This window comes from Brevibacillus sp. JNUCC-41 (genome assembly GCF_014844095.1).
Taxonomy (GTDB): domain Bacteria; phylum Bacillota; class Bacilli; order Bacillales; family DSM-1321; genus Peribacillus; species Peribacillus aracenensis.
In genome coordinates this window covers 1311228-1332279 of sequence record NZ_CP062163.1, presented here as the reverse complement: position 1 = coordinate 1332279, position 21052 = coordinate 1311228, and the positions used below count along the sequence as shown (strand labels likewise).

Genomic DNA, 21052 nt, shown 5'->3' with positions numbered 1-21052 from the left:
TATAGGTTTTTAAAAAAGTCTAATAAGGTAATACGTGAGACTATCTGCCAGCCAAACCATCACATCTAAATTAGTGAATTCCAAAAGGGGGGTTTTCCAATGCACTTGAATGAAGAGGAATTGGAAGTCTTGAGAATCATTGAAAGTAACAGCCGGATTGATATGAAGGATTTGGCTAAAATGACCGATCAATCAGAATCGGACATTGAAATCACATTGAAGAAATTAGAAGATATGCGGGTCATTGTCCGTTATTTAACAGTCATTAACTGGGCTAAAGTGGATGAATACCATGGTGTCACAGCTATGATCGATGTAAAAGTCACTCCTAAGCGCGGCGTCGGTTTCGATGAGGTCGCAAAAAGGATTTATAAATTCAAAGAAGTCCAGTCCGTTTATTTAATGTCTGGGGCTTATGATCTTTCGGTCATTGTCGAAGGACGTTCGATGAACGAAGTGGCAAGCTTTGTTTCGGAAAAGCTTTCGACACTGGATTCCGTCATTTCTACGACGACTCACTTCATTATGAAAAAATATAAGCATGATGGCACTATTTTCGAGCAAACTGAAGAAGATAAGCGGATAGTGGTGTCACCATGATTAAAACGAGTTATGTTTCAAAAACGGTTGCAGAGATTAAACCATCAGGCATCCGCCGTTTTTTCGACTTGGCTGCCAATTTGGAAGGGGTCGTCTCCCTTGGTGTGGGTGAACCGGATTTCGTTACATCTTGGGCAGTAAGGGAAGCGGCGATCAACTCCTTGGAGGAAGGGTATACCTCTTATACGGCCAATGCCGGATTATATGAATTAAGGTCGGAAATCAGCGGGTATATGGAGAAGCAGTTCCATGTTTCGTATAGACCGGAGGATCAAATCATCGTCACGGTCGGAGCAAGCCAAGCCCTCGATATTGCCCTGAGGACAATCTTGAATCCGGGTGAAGAAGTCATTGTCGTCGAACCGTGTTTCGTCGCCTATGCACCGCTTGTGACCATGGCAGGTGGAATACCGGTCACGGTCCAAACATCCAAGGAAGATGATTTTAAATTGACTCCCCAACAACTCGAGGCGGCGATCACACCTAAAACGAAGGCTGTATTAATCTGTTCGCCGAATAACCCGACGGGAACCCAACTTGGGCAGGAAGAATTAGTGATGCTTGCTGACATCGTTAAAAAGCATGACTTGCTGGTGATTTCCGATGAAATCTATGCAGAACTTGCTTATGATGAGACATTCACTTCTTTTGCTGCCATTGACGGCATGCTTGAGCGGACAATTGTCATCAATGGGTTTTCGAAAGGGTTTGCGATGACTGGATGGCGTCTTGGGTTCGTTTGTGCACCTAAGGAAATTTCCGAAGCGATGCTTAAGCTTCATCAATATGCGATGATGTGTGCGCCGACCATTGCGCAGCATGCTGCATTGGAAGCTTTAAAGCACGGAATGCAGGATGTGGAGGAAATGCGCCGAAGTTATCGAAGAAGGCGAAATTATATCGTGAAATCATTTAACGATATGGGGCTGAATTGCCATAATCCTGGCGGGGCTTTTTACGCATTTCCTTCAATCGAGAAAACGGGAATGACTTCAATGGAATTTGCTGAAAAACTTCTGACGGAAGAACTTGTAGCCGTTGTGCCGGGTGATGTATTTGGGGAAAGCGGCGAAGGTCATATCCGCTGTTCCTATGCATCCTCGATGGAACAGCTTCAAGAAGCGCTTAGAAGGATGGAACGTTTCATGAAGAAACATTGCAAATAAAAGCAAAAAAATAGGGATCCGGCCGTTCCAAGCAGCCGGATCCCTTTCCATAGGGGGAATTAGAAAAAAGAGTTAATCTAATGGATTAACATAGAAAGTGTTAATCATAGTATATCCAGTACCCTGGAAAAAAATACACATACTATGACCTTTTTTTGAATTAAGCTTGTGTATTATATAAAGTATGCATAACATTCAGAATTTGGTCTTCACTAAAGTCCTTGGCTGTTCTTAGAATGAGCTCCGCTTTTTTTGTTCCGATTTCTTCAATCAGTTTTTTTATGTCCTCGTCGATACCAGCAGCGTTCCCAGTTTGGGCATCCTTCAGGAATTCTGAAGCAGGAATGTCAAGAACGGTGGAAAGCCGTAGAATGGTTTGTGTATCTGGAATCGATTCACCCGATTCATACATTTCTATCTTCTTCGTGCCCATTCGTAATTTCAAAGCAAGTTCCTGTTGAGTGAGGTTGTGATTTTCTCGGTATTGCCGGATATTCTTCGCGATATTTGACATAGTCAGACACTCCTTTTTCAGGAAATATATTTTCTTCTTGTCATTATTTTACCATATTATTACTTAAGGAAAGTCACGGAATATGTAGGTTTTGTGAAAAAAATGCCGCATCGAGAAATATCGAAACGGCACGTCGGATGTTAAATGAGACTAGTGGACTTAAGGAATACGAGTATGATCATGATCGGCACGACGTAGCGAATCAGGAAATACCAAAGTTTAAAAAGTGATCGGCCGGAATCAGCGCCAGATTCGAACTCCTTTTGTACCTCGATCCTTTTCATTTGATAGCCGATGAAAAGAGATATGAACAAGGCACCGACTGGCAGCGCGATATTGCTTGTCAGATAATCAGCGAAATCGAATATGGATAAATTGAAAATCTTCACATCCGAAAGCACCCCAAATGATAATGCACTAGGAATCCCAATCAGGAAAACGGTGATACCAGCTATCCAAGAAGCCTTCTTCCGCTTTGCAGCATCACCCTTGATCATGGCTGCAACGGTGATTTCGAGAATGGAGAATGCCGTCGTAAGGGTGGCAAATAATAATAATATGAAGAAAATGAACATGAAGATCCCGCCAAGCGCCATTTCATTGAATACGGCAGGCAACACGACAAAAACCAGTCCAGGCCCGCTTGAAGGGCTGAAACCCAGTGCGAAAACAGCCGGGAAGATGACCAAACCTGCCAGCAAGGAAATGAAGATATTCAGTCCGACTACCGAAAAGGCCGATTTTGTAATATCTTCTTTTTTACTTAAATAGGATGCGTAGGTTACCATCACGGAAACACCGACACTTAGTGCAAAGAAGGATTGGCCAAGTGCCAATAGGATCGTTTCCCCTGTTAATGCGGAAAAGTCCGGCTTCAAGAAGAATTTAACACCCTCCATCGCTCCATTCAGAGTCAAGGAACGGATAAGAAGAATGATGAAAAGGATGAACAAGGAAGGCATCATATATTTATTAGCCTTTTCAATTCCCTTGGAAACCCCGCCTTGCACGACCCAAATGGTAAAGACCATGAATAATAACTGAGCGATAACCGTTTCATATGGATTACTGATTATCGTATTGAAGAAGTTCCCATATTCTTCTTGCGTCAAGTTTGAGAGAGAACCTGTAAAGCTTCTTGCTAAATACGAGATGATCCAGCCTCCGACAACACTGAAGAAGGAAAGAAGAATGATTGAAGCGACGACACCGCCATATCCAATCAACGCCCAAGGCTTTCCAGGGGCGATATGTTTATATGCGCTAATGGCATCTTTCTGTGCATTGCGGCCAATCGTGAATTCCGCTATTAATATCGGTGCACCGATAAGTATGGTGAATAAAATGAAGAGCAGGAAGAAGGCCCCTCCGCCATTTGCCCCAGTCATATATGGGAGCTTCCAGATGGCGCCTAATCCAATAGCGGATCCCGCGGCTGCTAGGATGAACCCAAGTTTTGAAGTCCATTGATCTTGTTTTGACATGATGGAAAAACTCCTTTGGATGTAAAGAATATCTAGCTTTATAATACTTATTTAAAACATTTTCTCATCTTACTATGATTCGGGGGAAATGGGTAGTGCTCACTATTGCAATCTTTAGAAAAATGAGCAAATATTTAAGGGGAATAGAGGTTATTTGCAAATTTTTAGGATAAGTTATACGTAAAGAACTTATAATATTTATTATTTCCAAAAAACAAACATTTTTAATGAGTAAAATCCCAAAAAGTATGGTATACTTAACTTTGATTATTTTCCAATTATGTGATATAATTTTTTATTGCGTGAAAAGACGAAAAAATATATATAAAATAGGAGTGTTACCATGTCTGAAAAATTCGAAATTGGTGCGGTAGTTGCTGGTAAAGTAACTGGTATTCAACCATACGGTGCATTTGTTGCTTTAGATGATTCAACTCAAGGTTTAGTTCATATTTCTGAAATTACTCACGGCTTCGTTAAAGATATCAACGAACATTTAAAAGTGGGCGATGAAGTGAAAGTTAAAGTCCTTTCCATCGATTCAGCTGCTGGAAAAATCGGCTTATCGATCCGCGCTACAGAAGAAGCTCCTGAGCGTACTGAAGCTCCGAAAAAAGCTCCGAAAAAACGCCAAGCTTCTGTTAAAGCGACATCTCACATCGAATCTACTGAAGGTTTCAACACATTGAAAGACAAACTTCAAGAGTGGATTGAACAATCTCAACGCGAAGACTTAATCAAAAAATAATTTTGGGAACCGGCAAGATCCTTCGATCAGCCGGTTTTTTTTGTCCAGTGGGGCAATGAATGAAATAAAGCCGGGTCATGTGTTTATCCATGGTCCGGCTTTATTTTATAAAACATAAACAATGTCGATGACATCAACGAGTCGGTTTAGTTTCAGGCTCTCTGGAAATTTCAGGGCTTGGTTTAAAGAGAAGACCAAGATTAATGAGACCGGCGATTCCAACCAACCCATAAACGATACGGGCTAATCCAGCATCTTGCCCCCCGAAAATCGAAGCGACCAAGTCAAATTGGAAAAAACCTATTAATCCCCAGTTGATTGCCCCAATTATTGTAAGAACAAGTGCAGTTCTTTGTATTCCACTCATTGTACTGCCTCCTTTTTTTGAAAAAAATCAGTTCTTTATTTATCATGCTTTTTCATCATGTAAATATACATCACTTCAAAAGTTCCGGGCGGATATTTTGTATTTAAATGGAACATTGGTCATAATGAATAAAAGAAAAACTAGCACATGCACTTTGGACAATTCTAAAACGGAGTCAATGTGGCATCATTAAAGGAGAGATATCCATTGGAGAATTACACTTATAAAAATCCTACTAAAGTCATTTTCGGCAAAGGTCAGCTTGAAAGCCTAAAAACTGAAATTCCTGCGTATGGAGATAAAGTTTTACTTGTATACGGTGGGGGAAGCATAAAGAAAAATGGCTTATATGAAAAAGTGGTCAATACCTTGAAAGAGATTGATGCAGAGGTGCACGAACTTTCCGGGGTTGAACCGAATCCACGCATCTCGACAGTCCGAAAAGGTGTTGATCTTTGTAAAGAACATGGTATCGACTTTGTCCTGGCTGTTGGGGGAGGAAGCGTAATCGACGCTACAAAGGCCATCGTTGCGGGTGCTAAATATGAGGGGGATCCATGGGATCTTGTCATTAAGAAGGCACCAGTCGAAGAGGCACTTCCATTCGGAACGGTGCTGACTTTAGCTGCAACCGGCTCTGAAGCGAATTCGGGATCTGTCATAACCAACTGGGAAACGAAAGAGAAATATGGATGGGGAAGTCCATTGGTATTTCCGCAGTTCTCCATTTTGGATCCTGAAAATACTTTTTCAGTACCAAAAGACCAAACGGTATACGGAATGGTCGATATGATGTCACATGTGTTCGAAACGTATTTCCATCCGGAAACGCATGCGCCGCTACAGGACCGTTTTTGTGAATCGCTGTTATCGACGGTGATTGAAACGGCACCTAAACTATTGGAAGACCTGGAGAATTACGAGCACCGGGCTACCATCCTGTATGCTGGAAACCTGGCCTTGAATGGGTCGCTTGGGGTCGGTTACAGCGGTGATTGGGCAACGCATAACATTGAACATGCCGTTTCAGCTGTTTATGACATCCCGCATGCAGGGGGATTGGCCATCTTATTCCCAAATTGGATGATGCATGTGCTGCATGAAAATGTCGCACGCTTTAAACAAGTGGCAGTCCGTGTATTCCATGTAGATCCTGAAGGTAAGACAGATGAGGAAGCGGCCCTTGAAGGCATTGAAAGACTTAGGTCATTTTGGAGCAGCTTAGGGGCTCCGACCAATCTTTCGGATTATGGCATCGATGACTCACAATTGGAAGTCATGGCTGATAAAGCGATGAGCAGAGGGGATTTTGGAAGATTCAAAGTGCTGAACCGGGAAGATGTTCTTGCCATTTTACGGGCTTCATTATAAACAAGTGATATGATCCATTCTCCCGCCTTGTCAGGTGGGAGATTACTTTATATGCATAATTCATTGTTTACTTGATCGATTTCTTGATTATGAGAATTACATCAGATAAAGTGAAAGGGAAACTAAAGAATTCAAGGAGGAATTTGAATGGCCCATATTCGTTTCGATTATTCAAAAGCCCTGCCGTTTTTCGGGGAGCATGAAATTACCTATTTACAGGATGCTGTAAAAGTGGCACACCATTCCCTGCATGAGCAGACAGGGGCAGGCAATGAATATCTTGGCTGGCTGGATTTACCCGCCAATTATGATAAAGAAGAGTTCTCAAGAATCAAAAAAGCGGCCGCGAAAATAAAAGAAGATTCAGAAGTGCTGCTGGTTATCGGAATCGGTGGATCATATCTAGGAGCGCGGGCAGCAGTTGAGATGCTTCAACATAGTTTTTATAACATTTTACCTTCGGATAAAAGAAATGCACCGCAAATTTTGTTTGTGGGTAATAATATAAGCTCTACATATATGCAGGACGTCATGGACCTATTGGAAAATAGGGATTTCTCGATCAATGTCATCTCTAAATCCGGTACGACCACGGAGCCTGCACTGGCCTTCAGGATTTTCCGAAAACTGCTGGAACAAAAATACGGCGTTGAAGAAGCTAAGGGCCGCATTTATGCTACCACTGATAAAGAGAAGGGTGCATTAAAAACGGTAGCGACGGAGGAAGGTTTCCAAACTTTCGTCATTCCTGATGATGTTGGCGGACGTTACTCGGTCTTAACGGCTGTAGGGCTGCTGCCGATTGCGGTCAGCGGGGCGGATATCGATCAAATCATGGAGGGAGCCGAACGTGCCAGGGTGGACTTCAGTTCTTCCGAGTTAGGCGAGAATCAGGCATACCAATATGCGGCGGTTCGGAATATCCTTTACAATAAAGGGAAAACGATTGAAATGCTGATAAACTATGAGCCTGGACTTCAATACTTCTCTGAGTGGTGGAAACAATTATTCGGGGAAAGCGAAGGAAAGGATCAAAAAGGGATATTCCCTTCATCGGCTAACTTCTCGACTGACCTGCATTCATTAGGGCAGTATGTTCAGGAAGGACGGCGTGATCTTTTTGAGACGGTCATCAAAGTGGAAAAGGCCCGTCATGAAATCTTGATTGAAGAAGCGGCCAATGACTTGGATGGCCTGAATTACCTATCAGGTAAAACGGTTCAATTCGTGAATGATAAAGCATTTGAGGGTACGCTGTTAGCCCATACGGACGGTGGCGTTCCCAACCTGATCGTAACGGTTCCGCAGCTTGATGCTTATACTTTTGGCTACCTTGTGTATTTCTTCGAGAAAGCTTGTGCAATGAGCGGATACTTACTGGGTGTAAATCCATTTGATCAGCCTGGAGTGGAAGCCTATAAGGTGAACATGTTTGCACTTTTAGGAAAGCCGGGTTATGAAAAGAAAAAAGCGGAGCTCGAACAGCGCTTATAATAAAAAAGGCATCAAGCGGGAATAACATCCTGCTTGATGCCTTTTTTTGTTGAAAGCTAGAGCAGTGCCATCAAGGAAGCGATGAAGAAAGAGGAACTTCACAAAAGCATAAGGGTGTCTTGGAAGCAACCTTTCGCCAATCGAGGGAACAATAGAGGCATTCCAGGTTTTTTTTTAGACACTTTGGTTAAGCTAATAGAAAATTAGCGAAAGAGGTTTTATACAATGATTAAAATTTCTTCTCAGTTGGAAGGGAAAACATTCGGTTTGTTCGATCTGGAGACGAAGTTGAAACCGGAAGGATATGTGATAGGCGGGGGATGGGATTATGACCACGGGTCTTTTGATTATAAGATTGATGGCAGTGATGGCTACCAATTCTTGCGAGTCCCTTTCAAGGCTGTTGATGGTTCACTCGATAAGGATGGGGCAATGGTCGAACTATTACAACCGTTTTTGCTATCTCACAAGTACGAGGACGGGATGGATGATGAAGGAAATATCGGAAACCTCTCCGCTTCCTTCAATCAGTTTGCCGAGCCTGAAGATCCGGATGCCGAATTTCCGGAAAACTATATTTCATTAGGAAAAGCGCTTGTCCGTGATTTGGAAAAGATTTTATTACATTAATCTTCAATGATGAGCAAAGTGTCACCACGATGTATGATTACATCTCCAGGGGGCTTGAATAATGTCTTGCCTCCTGAAATGATGCCGACCAATAAAATATCTTGATCGAATAGTTTAACGTTCAACTGTTTAAACGTTAATTCAACCCAGTCATCCTCGACGGACAACTGCTTGATGTTCAATCCATCCCGGTCTTTTTGTTCTTCGGCATCCGCAAGGATTCCCTTCGATAAGCAATCCTGCATATATTCACTCGCAAATTTATTCGTTTCCACGATACCGTCCGCTCCAGCCCGTAAAGCATTTTCCTTTTGTTCATGCGTTAATATTTCCACAAGACAATATACATGAGGATTCAGCCCTTTGACGGCCAGTAATGTTAATATCGAGAACATATCCGTTTGCAGCTCGTCTTGCTTAAGGTCAGCCGTGATCAGGACGCGTATGGCTTGCTTTACATTTGCTTTCTGCAAAACGGAATCCAATGTAGCCTTTCCTTGAATAAAGTGGATATTCGTTCTTGGAAGCGGGTGCTTTTGCAGCGTATCATCTATAAGGACAATGCATTGATGATGATTACGATCATGAATGTTTTCGATGATTCTCTGGGAACGGCCATTCCAGCCCACAATGATAAAATGTCCGCGGCCGCCGAATACTTTCTTTCCTGTTAGAAATTGCTGTTCATTGGAAATGGAAATCTTTGCAATGTACGCAAAATAAGAGGTAATCAGGCCGGCGCCTGACAAAATGAGGACCATCCCAATGACTTTACCAAGATTTGTAACGGGAGTGAAATCTCCGTAACCCACCGTTGACATAGTCACGATTGCCCACCAGATGCCATCAAGTAAAGTAGGGAATCTCTCCGGCTCCACAAAGTGTATCAAGACCCCGAATGAAAGTAAAAATAATGCGATGGTGGATAGCAACCTGATGAAACGCGGAAATCTGGGAACGATGCTGGAGTATGGACCGATTCGAATCATGTTTTTCACCCCCCTTAAGCTGTTCCTTTTAGTATGGTCAAAAAAGGCTTGGCTCATAAGGGTGCGGCCAGACAAACTTTGAATGATGAATATTGGAAAGTTGCCATTATATTTCGGGTAAATGATAAAAGCCATCCGGATGATGCCGGAAGGCTTTTATGGTTGAGTCACGTATCCTAAAACCGGACTTCATGCTCGATGATTGATTATATGCCCGTTTGCGTTGCGGTATTCCTTCATCTTTTTTTAGACCCTTCTCCTGACGTTAAAGTTATCACTGATGAGCAGCCAGTTTTGAGGGAAGGCTAAGCCGAGCTTCCAATAACTCATTCCCCTTAGATTCAGTTCTTTGATTAAATCGAATTTAGCCTGAATGGATCTGGCATCTTCAAACCACACCTCATGCTTCCTATCCTCTATATCGGTATAGTTGAAGTGCGGGGCCTGTGCGGTTTCATCATACTCGATGGCAACATTATTGGCCGCTGCAATCTGGATGGCCTGCTGCGGGCTCACGGCCTTGGCAGTGGATCCCTGTACAAAAGGCAGGGTCCAATCATAGCCATATAGATTCTGCCCCATCAGGATCTTGTTGGAGGGAATATCGGTGACAGCATATTCGAGAACTTCCCGAACAGGTCCAATAGGTGACACGGCCATTGCCGGTCCTCCGCTATATCCCCATTCATAAGTCATGATGATAACGAAGTCGACGATTTCACCATGTGCTTTATAGTCATGTGCCTCATACCAACGGCCTTTTTGCTCAGCACTTGTTTTAGGGGCAAGTGCCGTGGAAATGTACCATCCTTCTTTCTTGAAACGTTCCTTGGCTTTTCGGAGAAATTGATTATACGCTTCCCTATCGGCCGGCCTTAAAAACTCAAAGTCAAAGTGAATATCCCGGAATCCATATTTCTTTGCCGTAGTAACGATATTGTTCAGGAACTTATTTTGAATGGAAGTATTCGTTAAAATGATTCGCCCAAGCTCATCGCTGAATTGGTCGTTTTCCTGATTCGTGATGACCATCATCAGGACATTTTTATTTTCTCTGGCGATGGCAGGGAATTCATTGAGCAAAGGCTCTTTTAAGGAGCCGTCACGAAGCGCTTGGAAGCTGAAGGGGGCTAAATAGGTTAAATAGGGTCCAGCTTCCCTGGCGGCCGTTTCAAGGGCCGGTGCAACGGATGTACCCCGCGGCTCGACATACCCGTTGAATTCGGCGGTCCTTTTCTTTCGTGCCGGAATATAGAGCCGGTATCCAACGGATAGGTTTTGATTTTCGGAAATGCCATTTATTTTTGCCAATTCTTGAACAGGGACATCAACTTTTTGAGATATCGAATATAAACTATCACCCGGTTGAACGAAATAATAACTGCCGACGATTGGAATGACAAGGGCCTGCCCCGAAACAAGATTATTTGGGTTAGGGATCTTATTTGATTCGATGAGCCTGTCAACGGTTACGCTGTATGTCTGGGCGATGCCATATAACGTCTGGCCTGGCCTAACCACATGTATTTGCAATTCTTTTCCCTCCTACTGAAAGTTTCCTAACAGTTTATGAGCATAAAAAGAAATTCATGATAAAGAGCTTAGGGTTGAGAGAATCCCAAATGGAAAAATTCAATAAATTGGCAATAATAATTTAAGCTTAAAATGCTAATTAATATTAGTAGGAGGTGAAAACACATGGCAAACAACAATAACAGCAATCAACTAGTAGTAGCTGGTGCAGAGCAAGCTCTACAACAAATGAAGAATGAAATCGCTAGTGAATTTGGTGTAAACCTAGGTGCTGACACTACTTCTCGCGCTAACGGATCTGTTGGTGGGGAAATCACAAAACGTTTGGTTCAAATGGCTGAACAACAACTAGGCGGTTCAAACTTTTCTCGTTAATTAATTGAATAAATATGGATTAGAAAGAGAAGGAGCATCGCTCCTTCTCTTTCGCATTGTTCAGCCATGTGACTGCCGGGCTTTTAAAATCTTGATTGCCTTTTCAGGGAAATCGGTCATGATGACGTCGACTCCCAACTCTGCCAGCTTGACGATGTCGGCTTCATCATTGGCGACCCAAGGACGAATTTTATATCCAAGTTTTTTCGCTTTTTCATTAACTTCCGGGGTCAGGCTGTTTTTATCGGGATGAAAACCCGCTTCTTTTTTATTACGTAAGATTTCTTCGTAGTTTTCAGGAAGCCCCTCGAACAATAATGCACGTTCAAGGTCTGGGGCAAGCATTTTCACTTTTTCAATGGATTGATGGTTGAAGGAAGAGAGGATCACCCGATTTTCCATTTGATATTGACGAATTAGATCAATGATTTTCTGTTCGATTCCCTCGTAAGCGAGTTTATCCGTTTTGATTTCGATATTCATCAATAAAGCGTTGCCCTTAGCCCAGTCGAAAACGTCCATTAAAAAAGGGATCCGCTCCCCAAAGAATTCCTTGGAAAACTTCCTCCCGGCATCAGCCGTTTTCAGCCTTTGTGCCGACTGCTCTTTTACATAACCAGTAAGGGTGGTCGTTCGATCAAGTGTTTCGTCATGGATGATGACCAATTCCCCATCAGAACTGAGATGGACATCGAACTCGATACCTTCGGCCCCGATTTCTGCCGCCTTTTGAAATGCAGCCATGGTATTTTCAGGATGCGTCCCCTTGGACCCCCTATGGGCAAAAATAAGTATGTTTTGCAAAATCATCACATCCCCTTTAAACTTTATCTTGAACCCTATCATACATGTATCAATGAATTGTTTCAGCAATGTTTAATAGACAATATTTTAAACAACGAGTAAAATACATATGGTATTTCCATAAATAGGCGTTCGAAATATGAGGTGAATAAAATGAATATGTGGGAAATTTTTGTTGCAGTTATCCTTGGTCTTGTAGAAGGGTTAACTGAATTTGCTCCTGTATCTTCTACAGGGCATATGATCATCGTCGATGATTTATGGCTGAAATCAACTGAGCTTTTCGGGAGTGAAGTGGCGAATGCCTTTAAGGTGGTCATCCAGCTTGGTTCGATACTCGCCGTTGTCGTGCTCTTCTGGGGACGGTTCATGGACTTGCTTGGTTTAAGGAAGCTGAAGGGCACATCCGCTGCGAACGGCCCAAAGCTTAACTTATTGCAGATCTTTGTCGGATTGCTGCCGGCTGGCGTTTTAGGTCTAATATTCGAAGATTACATTGATGAACATTTATTTACGATGAAGACGGTCATCGTCGGATTGTTCCTTGGCGCATTCTTGATGATTGCTGCGGATAAATTCCGTCCTAAGCTGACTGCTGAAACGGTTGACCAAATCACTTATAAACAAGCTTTCGGTGTAGGGTTAATTCAATGTTTGTCATTGTGGCCGGGATTCTCTCGTTCAGGTTCAACCATTTCCGGAGGCGTGCTTTTAGGAATGAGCTATCGCGCTGCTTCCGATTTCACGTTCATCATGGCTGTTCCGATCATGGCAGGTGCCAGTCTGTTGAAAATCGTGAAATATTGGGAATTCTTCACGCCTGAAGTTCTGCCATTCTTTATTGCAGGTTTCATCAGTGCATTTATCTTTGCATTATTCTGTATCCGCTTTTTCTTGATTTTAATCAATAAAGTTAAATTGACTCCTTTTGCCATTTACCGGATTGTCTTGGCGGTTGTGCTTCTATTCATTATTTGGTAATACGAAATGAAGCGTGAAATAGGAGAGGAACCACCCCGTTGATTCGGGGTGGCCTTTTTTTGTGGTCGAAAAAAAGCTGAATTGCCAGAAAAATCTTTACGAATGATAATTGGATTTTTGTATTTTTAGTTCGTTATTATTGAGTTAATTATCAATAAATCTTTTGATGATAAAAAAACATTCGGTTTTTGGTGTGTTTTTAGACATAGTTAGTAAAAAAAATATAAGTGCGGTAAAGCTCCCTGAGCGTAGTGATACCAACGTGTTTGATTATTTTTTGTAATATTCAAATGATTGCATAAACTATTCTCGTATAATTTATATGATATAATTTTTAGTATAAATTAAGTACATGTGTACACCTGGGGAGGACAACATGAGAAATGACCAATTGAAGAAAACGATTGGCTTTTGGGTTGGAACATCAATTGTAGTTGGTACAGTTATCGGTTCTGGTATTTTCATGAGACCCGGTGACGTGCTTGAGTTAAGCGGTAATTCAACCATGGCCTTATTAGCCTGGCTGATAGGCGGCCTGATTACCCTTGCTAGCGGGTTGACGATTGCGGAAGTGAGTACACGGATCCCTAAAACCGGAGGCTTATATGTTTATATGGAAGAAGTGTACGGAAAAGCATGGGGATTCCTATGCGGCTGGGTTCAGACATTAGTATATGGACCTGCAGTCATGGGCGCACTCAGTTTATACTTCGGGTTATTAGTCGCAGGAATATTTAATATCGCTTCTGGCTACACTTTGGCGATAGGGATTTTTACGATTGTATTCATAGCAGGCATGAATCTTCTGGGGACAAAATACGGCGGTATCATACAAACCTTATCGACCGTTGCTAAACTGATCCCCATCATTTTCATAGCGGTGTTCGGTATCGCACAAGGTGATATGCCTGTATTCAATATCGATAGTGAAAGTTCAATGAAAATCAGTATGGCCGGTGCGATTTTGGCTACCCTCTGGGCGTATGATGGCTGGATGAATGTCGGCTTCATGGCTGGGGAAATGAAAAACCCGCAGAAAACGCTGCCACGGGCAATCATAACGGGATTGGTCGTGGTCATGGTCGCTTACTTGGCTGTGAACCTTGCCATGCTTCATATATTGGGGGCGGAGGGAGTCATAGCTCATGGCACGAATGCAGCGAATGTTGCGGCAACGCTTCTATTTGGTGAATTGGGCGGGAAAATGATATCAATCGGAATAGCGATTTCCATCTTCGGTTGCTTGAACGGAAAGCTTTTGACCTTTCCGCGCATTACCTTGGCGATGGCGACAGATAAAATGATGCCAGGCCATAAACAAATCGGAAAAATATCGCCCAAGTTCAAAACGCCTATAAATGCGACGATATTGCAAGTGATCATTGCAATCATCATGATGGTTGCAACAGACCCTGACAAACTTACCAATATGGCCGTATTCTCTGTCTTCTGTTTTTATGGATTAGCCTTCTTTGCGGTCTTCATCTTACGCAGAAAAGATCCGGATGCAAAAACTTATAAAGTACCATTTTACCCATTCATCCCCATCGTGGCGATTGCTGGTGCAATATATATTGTTTTAAGCACATTAATCCAAACACCTTTAAATGCCTTGTACTCGGTGATCATCCTCATTATAGGAATGCCAGTGTATTGGCTCCTTAAAAAAGGTGAACAGGATGATAAACGTTCATATTAATGAAAAACCCTTCACTGCATGCAGTGGAGGGTTTTTGTGAATTTGTGGAACAAAACTTTCCCTTTGGACAAAAGTGGCGAAATAGACAACTCGGGAAGTTCGTATTAACATAGGGGGAAAGTTAAATAGTGAAGGGTCTGAACAAAAGTGAATTATATCGAGCCTGCTGGTAAATCATTCAGGAAAACAATCTTGGCTTTATTTCTTGGTAGCTTTGTAACGTTTGCGGATCTGTATAGTACCCAACCGGTCATTCCGGTTTTCGCAAAGCAATTCGGAGTCTCTCCTGCAATGGCAAGTCTTACATTATCATTCGCAACAGGAACGCTTGCCATCTGTTTATTGCTTGTTTCCTTTTTCTCAGAAAATATCGATAGGAAAAAAATAATGGGGACGGCCCTCACTCTGTCTGCATTGTTATCCATATGCGTCAGCTTCATCCAGGATGACCTATACATCCTTATCGCAATACGGGCGATTCAAGGAGCGGTGCTTGCAGGTTTCCCGGCAATTGCGATGGCCTATATCAATGAAGAATTTCATCCGAAAAGCCTGGGCTATGTGATGGGGATCTATGTGAGTGGTTCGAGTATCGGCGGATTGGCTGGAAGGCTGATTGTCGGGGTGCTGACCGACCATTTCTCATGGAACATAGCGATTGGAAGCCTTGGGGCTTTAAGTTTGATCATCAGTCTGGCTTTTTGGTGGATGCTTCCGCCTTCGCAGCATACCATCCGCGTAGGGGCCTCATTTTCGAGAATCAGAACCTCCCTTATTAATAACTTAAGGAATGGCAGACTAGTACTCTTGTTCGGCATGGCCTTCCTATTAATGGGCTCGTTCGTTACTGTCTATAACTTTGTGGGCATACCTTTAATGGGACCGCCATATCATTTATCACAAACATTGATAGGTTTCATATTCATTATCTATCTTGTGGGGACATTCAGTTCCACATGGATGGGGAAGCTTGCCGATCAATATGGTCGGAGGCATGTACTTCTTATCGGAATCGCAATCATGCTGATGGGCGCCCTTTTAACCTTATTGGTTCCGCTTTTGCTTAAAATAATGGGGCTTGCATTGTTTACATTCGGTTTTTTTGGAGCTCATTCAATTGCGAGCAGCTGGGTCGGAAGGTTGGCTGATAAGAGTGAAAAGGCACAAGCGTCCGCTTTATATCTCCTGTTTTACTATGCGGGATCAAGTGTAGTGGGGGCATCAGGCGGTTTATTCCTGATGAAATTCGGCTGGGGAGGGGTCATCTCGGCTGTATCCATTCTGATCATCCTGGCTGCCGTTTGTGCAATGATGGCTGGAAAAGTGAAAACCGTTTAATTAAAATGATCTTTTCTATCATGTTTTTCCGGAATCCTGAATATAATCTAGTGGAAATGGATATTGAATAATAGATTGATAAGAGAAGAGGGTAATAGATAGAGTGAAACGAAAAGCAGTAATTCTCATGGGGTTAATAGCCGTTTTAATTATATTATTCGTTGTATACTTAACAAGTCCGGGCAGATTGGAAAAGGTGGAGATTGTTGAAAAATACTATCCTCATTTCTCCGATGGCAAGGCAGTCGGTTTTAAGACGAACGAAGTCATTGATGTGTCGGAAACCGAAGAGGGATCCAATTGCGCAATGAAATTCAACAATGGGAAAACGTTGGAAATTGATTGTGACCGTTATTTAAAGTACAAAATTGATGAAACAGTTTATATTACTACTGAAGGAAACCATGTGAAGGAAATCCGGAGAAAAAGGTAGAGGCCCATCAATATTTAATGACGGAGGAGCTGGGTTTGCATAATAAAGCAACTCAGCTCTTTTTTTATCCACTCAAAAACCCAGACCGTATTGGACTGGGCTTTTTCATTTTTTATCTTTGGTTTTACCTTTATCCTTTTTATTACGCCGAAGTACATCCAAGATTCTGCGGCTGTTATTTTTACTGTTTATGAGTTCGACTAAATCGCTCATGTTTTCAGATTCAAAGTCTTGTTGATCTTTTTTCATGGTAATCCCTCCAAGTCATATATCATAATACCCTTATGTAGAAGAGGGTAAACGTCTATTATCATACTGGTAATAGAAGGATTTTATATCTTTAACCATTCATTATTTGATAAAATGTGATAAAAGCCCTGTATGGGAGGTCCATATGGAAGAATTAAGAATGATCGGTGAAAAAATTGGAAAATTCAAATATATCTTAGTGGAGCATATCGAGTTGTTTGAAGAAGAGGAACCGCTCTATGATTTTGAAACGAGTAAAGAGGTACGTTCAAAGCTTATTCAAATACATGCAGATGCCTTGATCCATGGGAAAGCACAAGCGATGGAAAGTATGAAAATAACGGGTATGGAAATAGGAAAGCGCATCGTGGACATGGGCATTCCTTTAGATAAGAATATTGAGGAAGCTCAAGCGATACGCAACCTTTTCTGGAGTTTCATTGAAGAAGAGGTAAGCAATCGCTATTACTCCATTGAAATTCTGCTAAAGGCAAGCTCGATAATAGATGCAATCCTGGACCAATTCATACACTGTGTGAGTATCAGTTACGTGAATCATTATAAAGAAATGGCGAAAGTGGCAAACGATTCTTTGCGGAAGATAAAAGAAAACCAGGAAGTCATGGAAGAACTGTCCACCCCGATCGTTCAGACCATATTAAAGGATGTGCTGCTCTTGCCATTGATCGGACGCATTGACGATTGGAGAATGGAGTCGATGCAATCGACTGTTCTGCAAAAATGTGCAGATTTGCATGCGGAAGTATTGATCATGGATTTCTCCGGAATTACTTTTACGAAGGAAAACAATATGCTCTCCCTGCTGGATCAATTAGTGGGGGCACTGGCATTGATGGGGACGGAAACGATTTTTGCCGGTTTTCCCCCTGATGTCGTGAAAGAGATCGTCACACTTGATTTTGCAAATCGGGTAGAAGCCTTTCTATCGTTCAGGCAGGCTCTGGAGCATCTGTTTAAACAAAGGGGACTGGCTGTTCAGCCAATATGATGGAGGTATCCTTTTTCAGGGTATCTTTTTTCTATGTCAGGCTAACATTCCTGCGACTCTCATATTTTATCTCCCATCGCCATTCCTCCGTGTTATAGTGAAATGACGTGGGCGGACAAGTTGATCTTCATTTGAATTAAAAAGGACATGTAAAGCGTGTAAGAAAGGTGGATGAAGTGTGTTTTTCAAGAAAAGTGAAGAACCTGATCATAACGAAAAATGGTATTGTGTAGGAATCATGACGGATAAAGGGTTGGAAGATGAAGAATATGATGTTTTGTCCAAACTCATCCTCGACTCGGTCCAAAATGTCTCGGTCATATCGGACTTGGTAAGGGTGGAATGGGATCGGGATAAATTGCGAGCCTTGAACGAACGTTTTCAGGACCCATCCTTTTCCGACCCATGTTTTATCATTAATGAATTCATACCAGAGGATATAAAAAGGGAAAGGGAAATTCTGGAGAAAACTTATAAATGGAAGAGGCTCTTTGGTCTCCTCTCCCCGATTGAATACATGGAAGCCGAGACGAAGGCGGCCCATGACTTTGATAAAGCTCTCTTTTATACAGACGATGCAGATAAAGTGATTGAATACATTCTTGCAAATAGCTAGCATCCCCTGCAAAAACACCGATACAATGTATCGGTGTTTTTGCATTTGATTCAATGTTTATCGGAGCAATTTCGATAGTAATTCGGCCTTGCTCGGAATAATCCGTTCTTGTGCGAGTAAAGTCCGACCTTGTACATTTACGAACTTTCGGAAATAAAAAGAGAGAATGTAAGGAAGTTGGTAGGAAAGAGGGGGCTAAACGCGGAATATCTAAAATAGAAAGAGAGTTTTAAGGGGAGAGGAAGATGAAGCGATGGAAGTTGCCATACCTCAGCAAAAGCCAAAACGGAAGTGGAGAAAGCGTGCGCTATGGGGTTTTGGTATCCTGATCATTCTTTTGCTGTCAGTCCTGATTGCTGCAAATGTATTTCTTTCAAGGTCCTTGCCGGAAACAAAGGGGGAAATGTCGCTTCCGGGTCTTTTGAAACCGGTTACGGTGGTGAGGGATTCAAGTGGGGTCCCGCATATTAACGCAGCGAATGAACATGACTTGTATTTAGCCCAAGGGTATATCCAAGCACAGGACCGCTTATTTCAAATGGATTTAAGCAGGCGTCAGGCGTCAGGAAGATTGAGTGAAGTGATTGGTGAGAAAACCGTCAAAAATGATAAGTATTTCCGCACACTTGGGTTGAGGCGGGCGGCTGAAGCCTCTTATACAGCATATTCAAGTGACGGGAAGGAAGCCTTGGATGTGTTTGCCGAGGGGGTGAACCTTTATATCGATGAATTGAAGGAGAATGGGAAATGGCCGGCGGAGTTCACCCTGCTTGGATACGAACCAGGGCCTTGGACACCCGTCGATTCGCTGACCATCGGTAAATATATGGCCTTTGATTTAGGCGGGAACTGGGAAGATCAGGCGTTTAGGCAGTATTTGCTGCAAACGTTCCCGAAGGAAAAAGCATATGATTTATTTCCTAATTATCCAAAGAGCGCTCCATATATCATCAGCAAAGGAGAACTGGATATTGAAAAAAGTTTTGCCGGGGCCGTTATTCCCTATGAATTCAACGGCAGCAATAACTGGGTCGTTTCAGGCAAGAAAACGGATTCCGGTCGGCCGTTATTGGCGGATGATCCCCATCTGGGCTTGGCTACACCATCCGTTTGGTACCAAATGCATTTGGAGGCCCCTTCAGTCAATGTGAGCGGTGTTATTTTTGCCGGGATTCCGGGAATCATACTAGGTCATAACGAAAAGGTCGCTTGGGGTGTGACCAATACCGGCCCGGATGTTCAGGATCTGTATATCGAGAGGAGAAACCCGGAAAACGAGAAGGAATTCTCCTACAAAGGGAAGTGGGAAAAAGCTGATATCTTGGACGAACCCATCAAAGTGAAGGATGGTAAAACACTTGATTATCAAGTGACGGTTACCCGCCATGGACCTGTGGTCTCCGAGTTTGCCGGGAAAAGCGGAAAAGATACCGTGCTTGCATTAAGGTGGACGGCACTTGATCCATCCGCCGAGCTTGAAGCGGTACTTAATATGAATAAAGCGGGAAGCTGGAAAGAATTCGAAAAGGCCCTCTTGAAATTCGAAACGCCGGCACAGAATTTCGTCTTTGCCTCAGCCGATGGGACCATTGCCTATAAGGCGAATGGGAAAATCCCAATCCGGAAAAAAGGCGATAGTATGCTGCCTGTACCTGGCTGGACGGATGAATTTGAGTGGAAAGGCTTCATTCCCTTTGATGAACTTCCAAAAACGGTGAATCCGGAAGAGGGATTCATTTCGACAGCGAATAATAAAGTCATCTCGGATGACTACCCTTACCACATCAGCAATAACTGGGCACAGCCGTACCGTCAGATGAGGATACAGGAGTTTTTAAAAGCCAATAAAAAGCTTACTGCCGAGGATATGCAAAGCCTGCAGATGGATAAGGTGAATTTGCAAGCCAAGGAGTTTGTTCCTCAATTCGTGGATGTATTGAAAGGTCCATGGGGGAAACAGGAAGACCAGGCACTGACGATTCTGAACAAATGGAATCATATTGATTCCGTTGATGAAGCGGCACCGATGATTTTTAATGTTTGGATGAAAAAAATAGGGGATGTTCTGCTTACGGAAGAAATACCGGAGGAAACCCTCAACCTCTTTAATGGAAGGCGCTCGGCCGTTGATGAACTACTAAGGCGGGCGCTGGACGGTGAGCCGGGCCCTTGGATTGAAGAGGCAGGCGGACTTGAGCAGGTGCTTGCCAAGTCGTTACAAATGACGTTGACCGAGCTTGAGGAATCACAAGGTGACGATATAGCCGATTGGGAATGGGGAGACTATCATCAGGTAAGGTTTAACCACCCGCTATCGAGTGTCGTCCCGTTAAATTATGTATTTAACAGCGGCGGCGGAATACCGGTAGGCGGTAGCAGTGTCACCGTACAGGCAGCGGCATTTTTAGATGATGGAACCGTTAATCACGGCGGCTCCTGGAGATTCGTCATCGACCTATCCGACATGAGTCAAGGATATCACCTCGTTGGACCGGGTCAATCAGGTAACGTCAAAAGTGAGTGGTACCACGATCAGCTTGATGATTGGGCAGAAGGTACTTATCACAAAACCACATTGGACGATCCAAAAGGGGATAAGCTGACATTGAAACCATCATATTGATATCTGAAAAAAAGTACCAAGTCCAGCAT

Annotated in this window: 21 protein-coding genes; 14 read left to right on the top strand and 7 right to left on the bottom strand. The window is 42.9% G+C overall.

What is annotated here, in order from left to right:
* Positions 1-99: 99 nt before the first annotated feature.
* Entirely contained in the window at positions 100-600 is a 501-nt protein-coding gene (locus JNUCC41_RS06650) for an Lrp/AsnC family transcriptional regulator (protein WP_192206902.1), read from the top strand.
* A complete protein-coding gene (locus tag JNUCC41_RS06645) occupies positions 597-1766 on the top strand; it encodes an aminotransferase (RefSeq protein ID WP_192206901.1) in 1170 nt (389 codons plus the stop codon). The genes JNUCC41_RS06650 and JNUCC41_RS06645 overlap by 4 nt, the downstream gene beginning before the upstream one ends.
* A 160-nt stretch (positions 1767-1926) precedes the next feature.
* Here JNUCC41_RS06645 and JNUCC41_RS06640 read toward each other — a convergent pair whose 3' ends face one another.
* The gene (locus JNUCC41_RS06640) at positions 1927-2280 is read right to left on the bottom strand and encodes a helix-turn-helix domain-containing protein (RefSeq protein ID WP_192206900.1); all 354 of its coding nucleotides are present in this window, start codon (positions 2278-2280) and stop codon (positions 1927-1929) included.
* Positions 2281-2420: 140 nt separating this feature from the next.
* Entirely contained in the window at positions 2421-3764 is a 1344-nt protein-coding gene (locus JNUCC41_RS06635) for a sodium-dependent transporter (RefSeq protein ID WP_192206899.1), read from the bottom strand.
* Between the two features lie 343 nt (positions 3765-4107).
* Here JNUCC41_RS06635 and yugI point away from each other — a divergent pair, with 343 nt between their 5' ends.
* Entirely contained in the window at positions 4108-4512 is a 405-nt protein-coding gene (yugI, locus tag JNUCC41_RS06630) for a S1 domain-containing post-transcriptional regulator GSP13 (protein ID WP_063234086.1), read from the top strand.
* Between the two features lie 133 nt (positions 4513-4645).
* Here yugI and JNUCC41_RS06625 read toward each other — a convergent pair whose 3' ends face one another.
* A complete protein-coding gene (locus JNUCC41_RS06625) occupies positions 4646-4879 on the bottom strand; it encodes a DUF378 domain-containing protein (protein WP_063234087.1) in 234 nt (77 codons plus the stop codon).
* Positions 4880-5086: 207 nt separating this feature from the next.
* On the opposite strand from JNUCC41_RS06625, the gene JNUCC41_RS06620 reads away from it, so the two are divergent.
* The 3 genes from JNUCC41_RS06620 to JNUCC41_RS06610 all read left to right on the top strand — a co-directional run bounded on the left by JNUCC41_RS06620 (position 5087) and on the right by JNUCC41_RS06610 (position 8374).
* A complete protein-coding gene (locus JNUCC41_RS06620; protein WP_192206898.1) occupies positions 5087-6250 on the top strand; it encodes an iron-containing alcohol dehydrogenase in 1164 nt (387 codons plus the stop codon).
* Between the two features lie 147 nt (positions 6251-6397).
* On the top strand, positions 6398-7744 hold the full coding sequence (locus JNUCC41_RS06615; RefSeq protein WP_192206897.1) for a glucose-6-phosphate isomerase: 1347 nt from the start codon (positions 6398-6400) through the stop codon (positions 7742-7744).
* Positions 7745-7969: 225 nt separating this feature from the next.
* On the top strand, positions 7970-8374 hold the full coding sequence (locus JNUCC41_RS06610; RefSeq protein ID WP_192206896.1) for a YugN-like family protein: 405 nt from the start codon (positions 7970-7972) through the stop codon (positions 8372-8374).
* Here JNUCC41_RS06610 and JNUCC41_RS06605 read toward each other — a convergent pair.
* Together JNUCC41_RS06605 and JNUCC41_RS06600 are read right to left on the bottom strand one after the other, a co-directional pair.
* Positions 8371-9363, bottom strand: coding sequence for a potassium channel family protein (locus JNUCC41_RS06605; protein WP_192206895.1), 993 nt, complete (start codon positions 9361-9363; stop codon positions 8371-8373). The genes JNUCC41_RS06610 and JNUCC41_RS06605 overlap by 4 nt on opposite strands.
* A gap of 246 nt (positions 9364-9609) precedes the next feature.
* Complete coding sequence (locus tag JNUCC41_RS06600; protein ID WP_192206894.1) at positions 9610-10896, bottom strand: glycoside hydrolase family 18 protein; 1287 nt, start codon at positions 10894-10896, stop codon at positions 9610-9612.
* A 165-nt stretch (positions 10897-11061) separates the two neighbouring features.
* Here JNUCC41_RS06600 and JNUCC41_RS06595 point away from each other — a divergent pair, with 165 nt between their 5' ends.
* A complete protein-coding gene (locus JNUCC41_RS06595; RefSeq protein ID WP_076368100.1) occupies positions 11062-11271 on the top strand; it encodes an alpha/beta-type small acid-soluble spore protein in 210 nt (69 codons plus the stop codon).
* 60 nt (positions 11272-11331) lie between these two features.
* On the opposite strand, the gene JNUCC41_RS06590 is transcribed toward JNUCC41_RS06595, so the two are convergent.
* The gene (locus JNUCC41_RS06590) at positions 11332-12075 is read right to left on the bottom strand and encodes a glycerophosphodiester phosphodiesterase (RefSeq protein WP_192206893.1); all 744 of its coding nucleotides are present in this window, start codon (positions 12073-12075) and stop codon (positions 11332-11334) included.
* Between the two features lie 153 nt (positions 12076-12228).
* On the opposite strand from JNUCC41_RS06590, the gene JNUCC41_RS06585 reads away from it, so the two are divergent.
* The 4 genes from JNUCC41_RS06585 to JNUCC41_RS06570 all read left to right on the top strand — a co-directional run bounded on the left by JNUCC41_RS06585 (position 12229) and on the right by JNUCC41_RS06570 (position 16526).
* The gene (locus JNUCC41_RS06585; protein ID WP_286182396.1) at positions 12229-13056 is read left to right on the top strand and encodes an undecaprenyl-diphosphate phosphatase; all 828 of its coding nucleotides are present in this window, start codon (positions 12229-12231) and stop codon (positions 13054-13056) included.
* A gap of 376 nt (positions 13057-13432) precedes the next feature.
* The gene (locus tag JNUCC41_RS06580; RefSeq protein WP_192206892.1) at positions 13433-14755 is read left to right on the top strand and encodes an APC family permease; all 1323 of its coding nucleotides are present in this window, start codon (positions 13433-13435) and stop codon (positions 14753-14755) included.
* A gap of 147 nt (positions 14756-14902) precedes the next feature.
* A complete protein-coding gene (locus JNUCC41_RS06575) occupies positions 14903-16093 on the top strand; it encodes an MFS transporter (protein WP_192206891.1) in 1191 nt (396 codons plus the stop codon).
* Between the two features lie 103 nt (positions 16094-16196).
* Positions 16197-16526: an Ac45/VOA1 transmembrane domain-containing protein gene (locus JNUCC41_RS06570; RefSeq protein WP_192206890.1), complete on the top strand. Its 330-nt coding sequence runs from the start codon at positions 16197-16199 to the stop codon at positions 16524-16526.
* A gap of 105 nt (positions 16527-16631) precedes the next feature.
* On the opposite strand, the gene JNUCC41_RS06565 is transcribed toward JNUCC41_RS06570, so the two are convergent.
* Complete coding sequence (locus JNUCC41_RS06565; RefSeq protein WP_192206889.1) at positions 16632-16775, bottom strand: hypothetical protein; 144 nt, start codon at positions 16773-16775, stop codon at positions 16632-16634.
* 145 nt (positions 16776-16920) lie between these two features.
* Here JNUCC41_RS06565 and JNUCC41_RS06560 point away from each other — a divergent pair, with 145 nt between their 5' ends.
* From JNUCC41_RS06560 to JNUCC41_RS06550, 3 genes are all read left to right on the top strand, one after another.
* Positions 16921-17784 (top strand): STAS domain-containing protein, encoded by an 864-nt coding sequence (locus JNUCC41_RS06560; RefSeq protein ID WP_192206888.1) that lies wholly within the window; start codon positions 16921-16923, stop codon positions 17782-17784.
* A 178-nt stretch (positions 17785-17962) separates the two neighbouring features.
* Complete coding sequence (locus tag JNUCC41_RS06555; protein WP_192206887.1) at positions 17963-18400, top strand: hypothetical protein; 438 nt, start codon at positions 17963-17965, stop codon at positions 18398-18400.
* A 253-nt stretch (positions 18401-18653) separates the two neighbouring features.
* Positions 18654-21023, top strand: a complete 2370-nt coding sequence (locus JNUCC41_RS06550) for a penicillin acylase family protein (RefSeq protein WP_192206886.1) — start codon at positions 18654-18656, stop codon at positions 21021-21023.
* Positions 21024-21052 lie beyond the last annotated feature (29 nt).